The following is a 15,398-nucleotide window of genomic DNA, read 5'->3' on the forward strand; positions in this document are numbered from 1 at the left end:
ATACGAGAGTTATCACTTATGTGGCAACAGATGAGTGTGGCAATGTTAGCGATCCGTTTGTTGTAACGATCACTGTTAATGATGATGTGGCACCGGTATTAGAGTGCCCATTGCCAGATGAAGGTTCTGATTCTATATTTTTAGGGTGTAACCCTGAGAGTAGTAATGGTATACCGAATGCTATAATTACAAGTGTTGATTACACAGATAACTGTGATGATAGTGGTACTACAACCACCTACGATGATGGAGATGGTGTAACATTCGATGATGAGTTATGCGAGTATAGCTTAACAAGAACATTCAGTGCCACTGATGAATGTGGTAACGAAGGAATGTGTAGTGTAACTTACACTTGGAAAATCCCTGAAACAGAAACAGCATTCGGATTCTTAAATGATGATGAGGATGATAGCATGGCAGATGATGAAAGCTTATGTTTCATAGACGATGAGAGTGAAAACTTTAACCGTTGGGGTTGGACAACTGAAGTAGATTTCAGTGAACAATCAAGCTATGAATTCGATATCTATCAAGGTGCAGGACAATGTGACTTGTTTAGAGGAACAGATGTTGGATCTGTAAATGTTGTTTACAATGGAGATAGTGTAACATTTACATATAACCTTGTAGGCTATGCATTGAGTGAAGCACATATCTATATCGGTTGTGAACCTTACCCAATTAAACGTAATGGTTCGTCAACTGTAGCACCAGGTCAATATACCTATGTTGACAGTGGCTTTGGATATGTTGAGAACTATTCAGTAACAATCCCAGTTGATGGTACACAGTTTAATGTTATCATACATGGTGTGACTTCAGAGTCTCAATGTTCTTGCTTAACTGATACTTCTGTAGATAACCCAATGTCGGGTAATTATGCAGGAGGAACAGTAGAAGGATGCGATAACTTTGCAAGTGATTCTGATGATGCAAGTAGAACTTTAGATTTCTCAGTAACACCAGTACCATTTAAAGATAATGTGACTGTTTCATATCAATTCGATTATCAAACAGATGTTAAGATAGATATCTTTGATATGAAAGGAGCATTGGTGACTAGCGTCAAAGACGTTAGATACAAAGCTGGAAGTAAAGGTAGATACACTATCGATACTAGTAGATTACAGCAGAGTATGTACATTGTAAATGTTTCTACAGATAAGGATACTATGATGAAGAAAATAGTTTCTGGAAATTAGAAATAGATTAAATTGAAATACAAACCCTCTGTCTTTGGCAGAGGGTTTTTTTATGAGTGAAACCCAAAACTTAAAAGCGCAGCGCCTTAAGTTTTGACGGTTGAACTAATCATGCTTTTTAGCGGGATCTCAGGTGTAATACCTCGAAGCTTGCTACGGAAAGGAAAAAGGTTTTTCCGTAGGATACCTCGCGGGCTTGCCCGAGGATATTTATTAATGAAACTCTATTTTGAATACATTGCAAAGTAATTTTTCAATATAGCCAGTTAAACTAATTCTTCTTTTTATAAGAATCTCAGGCCTAATAATTCAATGCTTGCCTTGGGTTTTTAAATTATATCCTTTTTGATAAGTAAAAGCTAATTGTATTGAGAGGTAAGTTTAAGAATCTTGTATAGAATGTACTTGGGATAGCTAATAATCAATAGAATTATAGCGGCCAAAAATCAATAAAAAAGCTTCCCATTGAGATAGGAAGCTTTCTTATTTATAATCATTAATTCTTATTCTGACTCCGTTTTTTTCTCTGACGGCTTTACTGATATTTTTAGACTATCTGATTTAGAATCTAAATCCATAGTAATAGTATCGCCTTCATGTATAGAAGAGTTTATAATTTCTTCGGCTAAAGCGTCTTCAATATACTTTTGGATAGCTCTATTAAGAGGTCTAGCACCATACTGCTTATCAAATCCCTTATCAGCGATATAGTCCTTAGCTTTTTTAGTTAATTTAAGCGTATAGCCTAAATCCTTAATTCTATCGGTAAGCTTCAGCAATTCGATATCAATGATTTTATCGATATCTCCTTTCTCTAAAGTATTGAACACAACAACATCGTCAATTCTATTTAAAAATTCTGGTGCAAATGCTTTTTTAAGCGCATTTTCAATAACGCTTTTAGCATAATCAGCAGCTTGTGCTTCTTTTGCGGTGGTTCCGAAACCAACACCTTGCCCAAAATCTTTTAGTTTGCGTGCACCAATATTAGAAGTCATTATAATAATGGTGTTTCTAAAATCGATTTTACGACCTAAACTATCTGTTAAGAAACCATCATCTAAGACTTGTAGTAGCATATTGAATACATCTGGGTGTGCCTTCTCTATTTCGTCTAATAGAACAACCGCATAAGGTTTACGACGTATTTTTTCAGTCAGTTGACCACCTTCTTCGTAACCAACATATCCAGGAGGGGCTCCCACTAATCTTGAGATAGCGAATTTTTCCATGTATTCGCTCATGTCAATTCTAACAAGTGCATCATCACTGTCGAATAATTCTCGCGCCAATACTTTTGCCAATTGTGTTTTACCAACACCTGTTTGCCCTAAAAAGATAAATGAACCAATTGGTTTATTAGGGTCTTTTAAGCCCGCTCTGTTTCTCTGTATGGCCTTAACAACCTTCGCTACAGCTTCATCTTGACCTATAACTTTTCCTTTTATTTCATCAGGAAGTTTAGATAATTTATTGATTTCGGTTTGTGCAATCTTATTAACAGGAATACCAGTCATCATAGAAACAACATCAGCAACATTATCTTCAGTAACGACTTCACGTTGAAGCTTAGTTTCCTCTTCCCATTTTTCTTGGGCAGAAGCTAACTCTTTTTCTATGCGTTTTTCATCATCACGAAGTTTTGCAGCTTCTTCATACTTCTGCTTTTTAACCACGGTATTCTTAGTCTCTTTAACTTCTTCCAGCTTTTGTTCAAGCTCTAGAATCTGTTTTGGTACTTCAATATTTGTGATATGAACACGTGAACCTGCTTCATCTAATGCATCAATAGCTTTATCTGGTAAAAAGCGCTCAGTCATATATCGATTCGTCAATTTAACGCAGGCTTCAATAGCTTCATCTGTATAATCTACATTGTGATGCTCTTCGTATTTTGGTTTGATATTATTTAGGATTTCAATTGTTTCTTCTACCGAAGTAGGTTCAACAATCACTTTTTGAAACCGTCGTTCTAAAGCTCCATCCTTTTCAATATATTGTCTATACTCATCTAGAGTAGTAGCACCAATACATTGAATTTCACCTCTTGCTAGTGCAGGTTTAAACATGTTTGAAGCATCCAAACTCCCTGTAGCACCACCAGCACCTACAATGGTGTGAATCTCATCGATAAATAAAATGATATCATCATTTTTTTCGAGTTCATTCATAACGGCTTTCATTCGTTCTTCAAACTGACCTCTATATTTTGTGCCAGCAACCAAACTTGCCAAGTCTAATGTTACAACCCTTTTGTTAAAGAGTGTCCTCGATACTTTTCGTTTAATAATTCTAAGTGCTAAGCCTTCAGCTATAGCGGATTTACCAACACCTGGCTCTCCAATTAAGAGCGGATTGTTCTTTTTTCGTCTACTGAGTATTTGCGAAACACGCTGAATTTCTGCTTCTCGACCCACGACAGGATCTAATTTATCGTCTTCTGCCAAGGCAGTTAAATCCCTCCCAAAGTTATCTAAAACAGGTGTTTTAGATTTCTTGTTCGATTTTTGGGATTGACCAAATGGATTTTGTTTTGTATCGTCTTCACTATCGCTCATATCGTCTTCTGAATAAGATTCTGCACTAGGGGTTTCTAAATAATCATCGTCACTTGTTATCATGGACTTAAATTCTTCTTTTACATTATCATAATCCACTTTTAGCTTATTTAAAAGCTTGGTTGTTGGATCATTTTCGTTTCTCAGAATACACAATAATAAATGTGCAGTGTTTATCGATGTACTCTGAAAAAGTTTAGCTTCTAAAAATGTTGTCTTTAAGGCACGCTCTGCCTGTCTGGTGAGGTGTAGGTTCTTTTTTTCATTAGAACTCACAGAAATGTTTGGGTTGGCAGGGCTAAGTATCTCTACTTTTCGTCTTAAGTGATTTAAGTCAATATCTAAAGCACTTAAAATGTCTATAGCTTTGCCATTACCATCTCTAAGTAGTCCAAGCATCAGGTGCTCGGTTCCAATAAAATCATGCCCTAAGCGGAGGGCTTCCTCCTTACTGAAGGCTATGACATCTTTAACTCTTGGGGAAAAATTATCATCCATAGTAAAATCCTTTCTGCATTAAAAATACTAAATTCAATAAAGACATGGACAAAAACCATTCCCTTTTTAGAATCCTTATAACGAATAGAACAAAAAGGGATTATAAATCAAAGAAAAAACGAGCATACTTATTAACGATATATAGTACCAATATTGTTAATAAAAATTACGAAATCGTGTGTTGAAATTCCCTTTAAAAGGTCATAATTTGGTTATATTAGCACGTTCTGAAAAACCTACAAAAATCAAATTAAAATAATATGGCAGAAGGCGAAAAATTGATCCCTATAAACATTGAGGATGAGATGAAATCAGCTTACATCGATTATTCGATGTCGGTCATTGTGTCACGTGCGTTACCAGATGTTAGGGATGGTTTAAAACCTGTGCATAGACGAGTACTTTACGGTATGCACGAATTGGGTGTTAGATCTAACACCGCACATAAAAAATCAGCAAGAATTGTCGGAGAAGTTTTAGGTAAATATCACCCTCATGGTGATACATCCGTTTATGACACCATGGTACGGATGGCCCAAGAATGGAGTTTACGTTATATGTTGGTGGACGGACAAGGAAACTTTGGGTCCATTGATGGTGACAGTCCTGCAGCAATGCGTTATACCGAAGCACGTATGCGCAAAATATCCGAGGATATGCTAGCGGATATTGATAAGGATACCGTAGATCATAGATTGAATTTTGATGATACCTTAGAAGAGCCAACAGTATTACCAACTAGGATTCCTGGGTTATTAGTCAATGGAGCCTCTGGTATTGCAGTGGGTATGGCTACAAATATGCCACCTCACAATCTTAGTGAAGTGGTTGATGGAACGATAGCCTATATTGAGAATACTGATATTGAAATCGATGAGCTTATTCAGCATGTAAAAGCACCAGATTTTCCAACTGGTGGTACTATTTATGGATATGATGGAGTAAAGGAAGCTTTTCATACAGGAAGGGGTAGAATAGTACTAAGAGGGAAAGCCAATATTGAGGAAGTCAACGGAAGAGAGTGCATTATAGTTAATGAAATACCATATCAGGTCAATAAGGCCGATATGATTAAGAAGACCGCTGACCTTGTTAATGATAAAAAGATAGATGGTATTTCTACAATTCGTGATGAATCTGATAGAAAAGGTATGCGTGTTGTCTATGTATTAAAGCGTGACGCCATTCCTAATATAGTTCTTAATAAACTTTATAAATACACAGCTTTACAATCCTCTTTTAGTGTTAATAACATTGCTTTAGTCAATGGTCGACCAGAGATGCTTAACCTAAAGGATTTAATTCATCATTTTGTTGAGCACAGACATGAAGTTGTTGTAAGGCGTACTAAATACGAATTAAAAAAGGCTGAAGAACGGGCACATATTCTTGAAGGCTTAATCATTGCATCAGATAATATTGATGAAGTGATTGCTTTGATTAGAGCTTCTGCAAATGCAGATGAAGCACGTTCTAAATTGGTTGAGCGTTTTAAACTCTCTGAAATACAAGCTAAGGCTATCGTAGAAATGCGATTACGTCAATTAACAGGTCTAGAGCAAGACAAGTTAAGAGCTGAGTACGAAGAGTTAATGAAAACCATTGAAGACCTTAAAGACATTCTTGATAAAAAAGAACGTCGTATGGATATCATCAAAGAAGAGTTGCTTGAAGTAAAAGACAAGTATGGAGATGAAAGACGTTCAACAATTGAATATGCCGGTGGTGATTTAAGTATTGAAGATATGATTCCTGATGAAAAGGTGGTTATTACCATTTCTCATGCAGGTTATATTAAACGTACATCTCTTACTGAGTACAAAACTCAAAATAGAGGTGGGGTTGGCCAAAAAGCTTCTACTACAAGAAATGAAGATTTCTTAGAGGATTTATTTGTTGGTACTAACCATCAATATATGTTGTTTTTTACTCAAAAAGGAAAATGCTTTTGGATGCGCGTTTATGAAGTCCCAGAAGGTAGTAAAACATCGAAAGGGAGAGCGATTCAAAATCTTATAAATATTGAACAGGACGATAAGGTCATGGCATTTATCTGTACCCAAGATCTTAAAGATGAAGATTACATTAATAGTCATTATGTCATAATGGCAACAAAAAATGGCCAGGTTAAAAAGACAGCTTTAGAGCAATACTCAAGACCACGGACTAATGGTATTAATGCTATTACTATTCGTGATAATGACGAACTGTTAGAAGCTAAGCTAACCACTGGTGAGAGTCAAGTCATGTTAGCTTTAAAATCTGGTAAGGCAATTCGTTTTGAAGAAGCTAAAACGCGTCCGATGGGTAGAAATGCTTCGGGTGTTAGAGGTATTAGACTTGGGCATGACAAGGATGAAGTTATTGGGATGATTGCCGTAAACGATATGGACAGTAATATTCTTGTAGTTTCAGAAAACGGCTACGGAAAGCGTTCGAGTTTAGAAGATTATAGAGTTACTAATAGGGGTGGAAAAGGAGTAAAAACCATTTCTATTACAGAAAAAACCGGTAAATTAGTAGCTATAAAAAATGTATCAGATGAGGATGACCTGATGATAATCAATAGATCTGGTATTGCTATTAGGATGGCTGTAGCAGATTTGAGGGTTATGGGTAGAGCGACTCAAGGAGTAAAATTAATAAACCTCAAGGGTAATGATTCTATTGCCGCTGTAGCTAAGGTGATGAAAGATGATGAAGGTCCAGAAGTAGAAGATGGAATGGGTGATGATGAGGATATTTCTAATAATGGCACGGCTCTTGATATAAATGATAGTGAAGAATAAATAATTAACTAAAATTTGATTAATACAATGAAAAAACTAGTAACTATAATAGGTGCTCTTCTTATAGGTTTTTCGTCTTTTGGCCAAAAAGATGAAATGAAAGCCCTAGAGAAGGCATTAAAACGTGGTGAATATGCTAATGCAAAAGCTGCAGCAATGAGTGCAGATGCCTTGGTAGGAAATATGGACGATAAAACCAAAGCAGAGTTTTATTTCTTAAAAGCTCAAGCGATGTACGCAAATGGGCAAGGAAGTGCTGCTGATATGGATGTCGCAATTGAGAGCATCGACAAGGTTAGAGAGATTGAAAGTATGATGGGAAAAGATAAATATACTGAAGAAGCCAATGAAATGAGAACAGGAATTCTTCAGGCTATATTGAGAAAAGCTGATAATGCTTTGCAAAGCAAGAGTTATGCTATGGCCAGTAAAAATTTCAATAAAGCGTATAAACTTTCTCCAAAAGATTCTGTGTATTTATATTATGCAGCTTCAACTGCAGTTAATGTACCTGATTATGATTCTGCGTTAGAGTATTATCTTAAGCTCAAAGGCATGGGATATTCAGGAGCTACAACACAATATATTGCAACAAATACAGCAAATGGTCAAGAGGTCACTTTTAATTCTAAAAAAGAACTCGATAATGCTATAAAGTTGCCACTTTATGAAAACCCAGAGGTTGTTAAAGTACCTTCTAAATCTGCAGAAATAGTTAAAAATATCGCTTTAATTTATGTAGCTCAAGATGATAATGAGAAAGCCTTAGAGTTTATGGCAGAAGCGCGCCAGGAAAATCCAGATGATTTAGGGTTATTATTGTCTGAAGCAAATGTTCACTTAAAAATGGGCAATAAAGAGAAGTTTAAGGAGCTTATGGAAGAAGCTACTAAACAAGATCCAAATAATGCTGAATTGCAATATAATTTAGGTGTTTTAGCAGCTGAAGGAGGAAATAATGAAGCTGCACAAAAATATTATGAGAAAGCAATTGCAATCAACCCTCAATATACAGATGCTTATACAAACATGGCAGTTTCTATTTTAGCAAGGGAGCAAGTAATTGTTGAAGAGATGAATGGCTTAGGTACAAGTTCAGCAGACAACAAACGTTATGATGAACTTAAAGATGAAAGAACTGAAGTTTATAAGAAAGCCATACCATATTTGGAAAAGGCCTTAGACCTCAAAAAGAATAATATTGACGCTGCTAGGACTTTAATGAATATCTATAGCGCTATTGGAGAAACCGAAAAATTTAAAGCAATGAAGACTAGAGTTGCCGATATGGAAGCAAATTCTGGAAACTAATATTTATTTAGCAAACGAAATAAAAAAGCAACTCATTATGAGTTGCTTTTTTTTATATGATTTTTTTAATAACCCGTAATTTATGTGTATGTGTATTATTCTCTGAATTATAAATGCCACTATGATCTAGTCGATCTATTCTTACCTTGCCATGAGCATGGATAATATAGTTATCCTCCATAATTATACCAACATGGATAATATCTCCCTCGCTATTATCAAAAAAGGCTAGATCACCGGGTTCACTTTCTTCTATAAAACTTAAAGCTTCTCCTTGAGTCGATTGCTGCGAGGCATCCCGTAAAAGCTTATAACCATTTAGTTTATATACCATTTGGGTAAATCCAGAACAATCAATACCAAATGGTGTTTTGCCACCCCATAAATATGGAGCGTTCAGAAAAAGAAAAGCCGTCTCAACTAATTTTGATTTGTCGATTTTTTTGCTGATTGACTCTCCTTCAAAATTATGATTTAAAAGAGCTTTACCATTTAAAGTACTGCCTAATGGAATTGTTAAAAGGTTATTATCATCCGAGACAAAATCAATAAGATTTTTAGATAACGATAACGGCGACTTATCTAACTCAAGGTAGTCCAATTCTAAAATTTGAAGAAACTGTTTGTTATCAATCCAACCTTCATAATTATCAAAGGCTAATCTAATGCGACTCCATTTCTTGCGCTTTTCTAAGACCTTAAAGTGTTCACCATACAAAACTTGAGATACAAGTTCGCTCTTATCAGAAGGTTCACTTCGCATCGGAATAATTCCAAGATTACAAATTCCGTAAAGCATAAAGGTGTATTAAGAGCGCTCTAAAATCATAGCTGAAGCACCACCGCCACCATTACAGATTGCGGCAGCACCTAATTTTGCATTATTTTGTTTTAGAATATGGGATAACGTTACTAAAATTCTAGCACCAGAGCATCCTAATGGATGGCCTAATGAAACAGCACCACCATTTACATTGACATTAGAGTCATCTAAGCCTAATATTTTCATATTTGCTAATCCAACAACTGAAAAAGCTTCATTAAACTCAAAAAAGTCTATATCATCTATATTTAAGTTAGCTTTAGCTAATGCTTTTGGTAAAGCTTTTGCAGGGGCAGTTGTAAACCATTTCGGTTCTTGGGCAGCATCAGAGTAGCTTTTAATAGTTGCTAAAACTGGCAACCCTAATTCTTTAGCTTTAGTTTTACTCATTAAAATAAGTGCTGCGGCCCCATCATTTATAGTTGAAGCATTTGCAGCCGTTACTGTCCCATCTTTAGTGAAAGCAGGTCTTAGAGAAGGAATTTTTTCCATCTTTACGTTAGTGTATTCTTCATCCTTTGAAACAGTAATAGCATCACCTCTTCTTTGAGGGACTTCAACAGGTACTACCTCGTCATCAAACTTTCCACTATCCCATGCTGATTTGGACCTATTGTATGATTGTATTGCAAAAGCATCTTGATCTTCTCTAGAAAAGTCATACTCTTTAGCACAAAGGTCAGCACAAACACCCATTGCGTTATTTTCATAGGCATCAACCAATCCATCTTTTTGCATACCATCCTCAAACGTTGCGGGGCCAAACTTTGTGGCACTTCTGGCATGATAATAATGTGGTATTAAACTCATATTTTCCATCCCACCAGCAACAATAATTTCTGCATCTCCGAGCTTAATGGATTGTGCTGCTTGCATAACTGCCTTCATTCCCGAAGCACATACTTTATTGATTGTGGTACAGGGAACAGTATCTGGAATTCCAGCACCTAAGGCTGCTTGTCTAGCAGGTGCTTGACCAGTACCTGCCTGCACAACATTTCCCATTATTACTTCATCAACTTTGTCTGGGGATAATTGTATTTTGTTTAGAGCACCTTTAATGGCTATTGCCCCTAATTTTGGTGCTGGCACTGTAGAAAGGCTACCTAAAAAACTACCTATAGGTGTTCTGACAGCAGAAACAATTACGACCTCATTATTCATTATAATTTACTTTAAAATTTGAGCTACGAAATTAAGGATTTTTTGACAAAATAGGACACTAAAGCCTGTTATAAGCAAATTCAAAATATTTAATTTATTACATTTGACTCTATATGAAAGAACTCATTAATAAATGGTACCGAAACCATTCTCTATTTTATAAGCTACTTCTTTTTTTAAGTACAACTTTACTCATTGTCTATTTATTCCCTAAAACAGGAAAGTTTAGATATGATTTTGAAAAAGGAAAGCCATGGCAATCAGAAAATTATTATGCACCTTTTGATTTTGCAATAAAAAAATCTGATGCGCTTATTTTATCGGAACGTAAGCAAACAGAAGAATCTAGCCCTATATTTTTCAATGTTGATTCTAGTGTTGAAGATGAAGTGCTAGAAAGCTATATTTCTGAGTTCAATCTATATTTTCCGGATTCTACAGTATACGACTCTGAAGCATCAAGGTTATTTAATGTCGGTAAAAATGCGCTTAATAATTTTTATAAATATGGGCTATTATCAACGACATACAATTATAGGCAGGATCGATTATGTATAATTGTTGAGAACAATGTTCAAAAGGATCAAGTTCTTTTTCAGGATTTTTTTAATATAGATAGTATCTCACAATATTTAAAAGAACAACTCCAACAGAATGAATTAAGTACATATTCTTCAGATTTTATTTCTCTGTTCTTCAATATTCTAAAGCCAAATGTGCAACTCAATCAAAATTTAACTGAAAGTAAGTTAGATGAAGAGCTAGAAAAAATATCACCTACTCGCGGTAATATTGAAAGCGGGACTTTAATAATTGCAAAAGGTCAGGTGGTAGAGGATAGGCAGTATAATATTTTAAGATCTTTAAAGTCTGAATTTGAATCCCAAACATGGAACACCGCAAACTATAATTGGGTATTGGTAGCCTATACATTACTTGTCGCTCTTGCATTGTTGATGTTACTGCTGTTTTTGAGGAAGTACAGAATGGATGTGTTTTTAAATAATACTAAAGTGACCTTCATTTTCTTTAATATGGTAAGTATGATTGTACTTACCACATTAGTGATAAGTTACAATTCAAAATATATTTATGTTGTGCCACTTTGTATAATGCCATTGGTTTTAAAGGCATTTTTTGATGCACGACTTGGGCTATTTGCGCATGTACTCACTGTTTTACTTTTAGGCTTTATTGTACCGAATAGTTATGAGTATATGTTTCTTCAAATTATAGCTGGTATTGTTACAATTTTAACGGTTTCTGAATTGTACAAAAGAGCAAACCTCTTTATTTCCGTTGGTCAAATCACAATGATTTACATTATTGCCTATTTTGCCTTTTTTGTTATTCATGAAGGGCAGGTTTCTACTTTAAAGTGGGATACATTTGGCTTATTTATTCTGGGTGGTTTAGCGACCTTATTTGTTCAGCCGCTCATCTATATCTACGAAAAAATATTTGGTTTGGTCTCGGATGTATCGTTACTAGAACTTTCAGATACCAATACAAAATTACTCAAAGAGCTTTCTAATAAAGCACCAGGTACATTTCACCATTCACTTAATGTAGCCAATTTAGCTGAAGCTTCAGCCAATGAGATTGGCGCAAATTCTATGCTGGTTAGGGTAGGGGCATTATACCACGATATAGGCAAAATGAAAAACCCTACATATTTTACTGAAAATCAATCTACGGGTATTAATCCACATGATGAACTGTCTCCTAAAGAAAGTGCAAGAGTAATCGTCAATCATGTTATCAACGGAATAGAGATTGCAAAGAAAAATAATCTTCCAGATCGTATCATAGATTTTATCAGAACACATCATGGTACAAGTATGGTTCACTTTTTTTACATGAAATCTAAATCTATTGATGATTCAGTCGATGAAGACGATTATAGGTATCCTGGTCCAACACCATTTAGTAAAGAAACTGCAATATTAATGATGTGTGATAGTGTTGAAGCAGCCTCTAAAAGTCTAAAATCGCCGACATCTTCTAAAATCAATGATTTTGTTGAAAGCATTATTGATAAGCAACTAGATACAGGACAGTTTTTGAATGCTAATATTACATTCAAGGAAATACAGTCTATTAAAAAGGTTCTAAAAGTAAAACTTGCAAACATATACCATTTAAGGATTGAATATCCTGAATAAAAAAGACCACAAATATTTGTGGTCTTTCATATTTTATGTTTTTGGGATACTTAGTTTAAAAGCTCCGCTATTTTATTTCTAAGCATTTGACCTCTTAGGTTCTTGGCAACTATAATTCCATTCTCGTCTAATACAAACATAGCAGGGATTGCATTGACATTATAAGATCTGGCCAATTCGTCAAAATATCTAAGGTTAGATACTTGATGCCAAGTTAACCCATCTTTTTCAATAGCGTCTATCCATGCTTGCTTAGGCTCCTTTTGGCCTCTTCGTCCGTCTAGAGACACTCCGATAATCTCTAATCCTTTATCATGAAATTCTTCATAAACTTTTACCACATTAGGATTTTCACGTCTGCACGGACCACACCAAGCAGCCCAAAAATCAACAATTGTGACTTTTCCTTTAGAAACAACATCACTTAAGGCTATTTGCTCACCATCAGGATTAGGAGCAGAAAATGCTGGGGCTTTAGCACCGATTGCAGTTGCTTTTTCGGCCTCTATCCTTAATTTCAAACTATTCATTTGATTATTTAAAGTTTGCCCTTTTTTAGAGTTTTTTAGGTCTTCAGTAAGATTATCAAAAGAATTTACAAGTCTTTCAATATCCATATTTCTTTGTCTCAATAAGTTTTCAAGTATTTCAAGAACAGCATAATTATCATTATTGTCTTCAATGAACTCATAAGGATAATTTGTTGTTATTTCGTTCATCCTTTTAATTTTATCTAGGTCAGATTCCATTACTACTGAATCCCTAACAAATTTTGCTTCTTCATAGTTTTGATAGAGCAACCTTAATTTTTCTTTGTTATCGTTGACTGTAGTATTAAATTCTACCATGACACTATTTGACTCTGACCCCTCAAGTTGAGAATTAAGTATATTATTTTTATCAGCGGTCAAATTCATTTCCGAATTTTCAATCATCAATGGTAAAGTACCGTTTACACCATTTATTTTAAGGTGAAATAGTGTAGGGTTATCAACACTACCTTTAAAGCTAAAGGTCTCATTCATTACGATAGCAGTATCTTTTGCAATGAAACCTCTCCTTGGTTGAAATTCACCTAAGTAGACCCTTATACCATTGTAAACATCTTTAGCTGTACCGTTTATTACATAATCTGTTCTTGGTTCTTTTTCCTGACAAGAAAAAGTGACTAATCCGATAAGTAAAACAATAAGACTTCTTTTCATAATCATTTTAATTTTGTACAAATATAAAAAGTTAGACATAAGCTATGCTTTTCTAATTCTAAATTAATTCTTAAAACTGATTTTATTGCTTTTAATTAATTTGAGATACTTTTGTAAAAACTATTGAATGATTCCAAATGATACTATAGTTGCCTTAGCAACAGCTTCTGGAAGTGGAGCAATTGCTGTTATACGGCTTTCTGGCAAGGAGGCTATTGCAATTTCGAGTCAATTTTTTAAATCTATATCTGGTAAAGATTTAACCTCTCAAGCGTCTCATACCATTCATTTAGGACATATAGTTGAAAATAAAAGGACTTTAGATGAAGTTCTTTTATCTATTTTTAAAGGACCAAATTCATATACTGGAGAGAATGTCATAGAAATCTCTTGCCATGGCAGCCCATTTATTCAACAAGAAATCATTCAATTATTTTTAAATAACGGATGTCGTATGGCAAATCCAGGAGAGTTTACACTACGTGCTTTTTTAAATGGTAAGCTAGATTTATCACAAGCCGAAGCTGTTGCCGATTTAATTGCAAGTGATAATGAGGCGTCCCATCAGGTGGCAATGCAGCAGATGCGTGGCGGGTTTTCTACTGAAATTAAAAAGTTGCGAGAAGAACTTATGAATTTTGCCAGTCTTATTGAGTTAGAACTCGATTTCGCTGAGGAAGATGTAGAATTTGCTAACAGAGATGAATTTGAAAAGCTAGTAGAGAAGATAAACCTAGTATTAAAGAGACTTATTGACTCTTTTGCCGTTGGTAATGTCATTAAAAATGGCATACCAGTAGCCATTGTTGGTGAGCCTAATGTAGGGAAGTCAACACTTCTAAATGCATTGTTGAATGAGGAAAGGGCCATTGTTTCCGAGATAGCTGGTACAACAAGAGATGCTATAGAGGATGAAATTTCTATTGGAGGTATTGGGTTTCGTTTTATTGATACTGCAGGAATACGAGATACTAAAGATGTTGTTGAAAGTATAGGTATTAAAAAGACTTTTGAAAAGATAGATCAAGCCCAAGTCGTCATTTACCTATTTGATGCAGATGTCATTTCTAACAATAGTGAGAAATCTCAAAACATTACAATTGAAATAGAAAAAATAAAAAATAAATATCCGCAAAAACCTCTTTTAGTCATTGCAAACAAAGTAGATCAATTGTCAGAAGAAGAGAAAAGGCGAATATCTGTCATTTCGAGCGTAGTCGAGAAATCTCATTTTCTATTGGTTTCAGCCAAAACAGGTCATGGAATAGAGGACTTGACTGATTCACTTTTAAATTTAATCAACACAGGAGCCTTAAGAAATAATGATACTATAGTAACAAACTCACGTCATTATGATGCGTTGTTAAAAGCGCTAGAAGAAATTCAGAAAGTAAAACATGGATTGGAGGATGGACTATCGGGTGATTTATTGGCCATTGATATACGACAGGCACTCTATCATTTTGGAGAGATTACAGGTGAAATTACAACTGATGATCTTTTGGGGAATATTTTTGCTAATTTCTGTATCGGAAAATAGTAAGCCATATTTTTCCAAATTTAATTGGTTTCATAAGTATATGTGTCTGAATAAATTAAAATATTTGTAAAAAAATCGATAAAACGCTTGTTTTTTACGATTAATTGCATAGATTTGCTACGTTAACCCTAAAGAACTAC

9 protein-coding genes are annotated in these 15,398 nt (G+C 34.9%); 5 read left to right on the top strand and 4 right to left on the bottom strand.

Features of this window, described 5'->3' with window-relative positions; translation table 11 throughout:
* On the top strand, positions 1-1,205 hold a 1,205-nt coding region (locus ACFEMA_RS07220), incomplete at its 5' end, for a T9SS type A sorting domain-containing protein (protein WP_411767409.1).
* 503 nt (positions 1,206-1,708) lie between these two features.
* Here the strand turns inward: ACFEMA_RS07220 and ACFEMA_RS07225 are convergent.
* Positions 1,709-4,261 (bottom strand): ATP-dependent Clp protease ATP-binding subunit, encoded by a 2,553-nt coding sequence (locus tag ACFEMA_RS07225; protein ID WP_411767410.1) that lies wholly within the window; start codon positions 4,259-4,261, stop codon positions 1,709-1,711.
* Positions 4,262-4,521: 260 nt separating this feature from the next.
* Between ACFEMA_RS07225 and gyrA the strand changes: the two genes are divergently transcribed.
* Positions 4,522-7,050 carry a DNA gyrase subunit A gene (gene gyrA / locus ACFEMA_RS07230; protein ID WP_411767412.1) on the top strand — a complete coding sequence of 843 codons (2,529 nt, stop codon included), beginning with the start codon at positions 4,522-4,524 and terminating at the stop codon, positions 7,048-7,050.
* 27 nt (positions 7,051-7,077) lie between these two features.
* Entirely contained in the window at positions 7,078-8,361 is a 1,284-nt protein-coding gene (locus tag ACFEMA_RS07235) for a tetratricopeptide repeat protein (RefSeq protein WP_411767413.1), read from the top strand.
* Between the two features lie 52 nt (positions 8,362-8,413).
* On the opposite strand, the gene ACFEMA_RS07240 is transcribed toward ACFEMA_RS07235, so the two are convergent.
* Both ACFEMA_RS07240 and ACFEMA_RS07245 read right to left on the bottom strand, forming a co-directional pair.
* Positions 8,414-9,160, bottom strand: a complete 747-nt coding sequence (locus ACFEMA_RS07240) for an NlpC/P60 family protein (protein WP_411767414.1) — start codon at positions 9,158-9,160, stop codon at positions 8,414-8,416.
* A 9-nt stretch (positions 9,161-9,169) separates the two neighbouring features.
* Positions 9,170-10,348, bottom strand: coding sequence for an acetyl-CoA C-acyltransferase (locus tag ACFEMA_RS07245; protein WP_411767415.1), 1,179 nt, complete (start codon positions 10,346-10,348; stop codon positions 9,170-9,172).
* A gap of 113 nt (positions 10,349-10,461) precedes the next feature.
* Here ACFEMA_RS07245 and ACFEMA_RS07250 point away from each other — a divergent pair, with 113 nt between their 5' ends.
* Positions 10,462-12,513: an HD family phosphohydrolase gene (locus ACFEMA_RS07250; RefSeq protein ID WP_411767416.1), complete on the top strand. Its 2,052-nt coding sequence runs from the start codon at positions 10,462-10,464 to the stop codon at positions 12,511-12,513.
* 50 nt (positions 12,514-12,563) lie between these two features.
* On the opposite strand, the gene ACFEMA_RS07255 is transcribed toward ACFEMA_RS07250, so the two are convergent.
* Positions 12,564-13,718: a redoxin domain-containing protein gene (locus tag ACFEMA_RS07255; RefSeq protein ID WP_411767417.1), complete on the bottom strand. Its 1,155-nt coding sequence runs from the start codon at positions 13,716-13,718 to the stop codon at positions 12,564-12,566.
* Between the two features lie 127 nt (positions 13,719-13,845).
* Between ACFEMA_RS07255 and mnmE the strand changes: the two genes are divergently transcribed.
* Positions 13,846-15,258: a tRNA uridine-5-carboxymethylaminomethyl(34) synthesis GTPase MnmE gene (gene mnmE / locus ACFEMA_RS07260; RefSeq protein WP_411767418.1), complete on the top strand. Its 1,413-nt coding sequence runs from the start codon at positions 13,846-13,848 to the stop codon at positions 15,256-15,258.
* Positions 15,259-15,398 lie beyond the last annotated feature (140 nt).

The sequence above is a fragment of the Winogradskyella sp. A3E31 genome (assembly GCF_046720935.1).
Classification (GTDB): Bacteria; Bacteroidota; Bacteroidia; order Flavobacteriales; family Flavobacteriaceae; genus Winogradskyella.

Coding starts and splice junctions, on each gene's coding strand:
- mnmE (WP_411767418.1), top strand. CDS start 13,846: ATGATTCCAAATGATACTATAGTTGCCTTAGCAACAGCTTCTGGAAGT.
- ACFEMA_RS07235 (WP_411767413.1), top strand. CDS start 7,078: ATGAAAAAACTAGTAACTATAATAGGTGCTCTTCTTATAGGTTTTTCG.
- ACFEMA_RS07225 (WP_411767410.1), bottom strand. CDS start 4,261: ATGGATGATAATTTTTCCCCAAGAGTTAAAGATGTCATAGCCTTCAGT.
- ACFEMA_RS07255 (WP_411767417.1), bottom strand. CDS start 13,718: ATGAAAAGAAGTCTTATTGTTTTACTTATCGGATTAGTCACTTTTTCT.
- ACFEMA_RS07245 (WP_411767415.1), bottom strand. CDS start 10,348: ATGAATAATGAGGTCGTAATTGTTTCTGCTGTCAGAACACCTATAGGT.
- gyrA (WP_411767412.1), top strand. CDS start 4,522: ATGGCAGAAGGCGAAAAATTGATCCCTATAAACATTGAGGATGAGATG.
- ACFEMA_RS07240 (WP_411767414.1), bottom strand. CDS start 9,160: ATGCTTTACGGAATTTGTAATCTTGGAATTATTCCGATGCGAAGTGAA.
- ACFEMA_RS07250 (WP_411767416.1), top strand. CDS start 10,462: ATGAAAGAACTCATTAATAAATGGTACCGAAACCATTCTCTATTTTAT.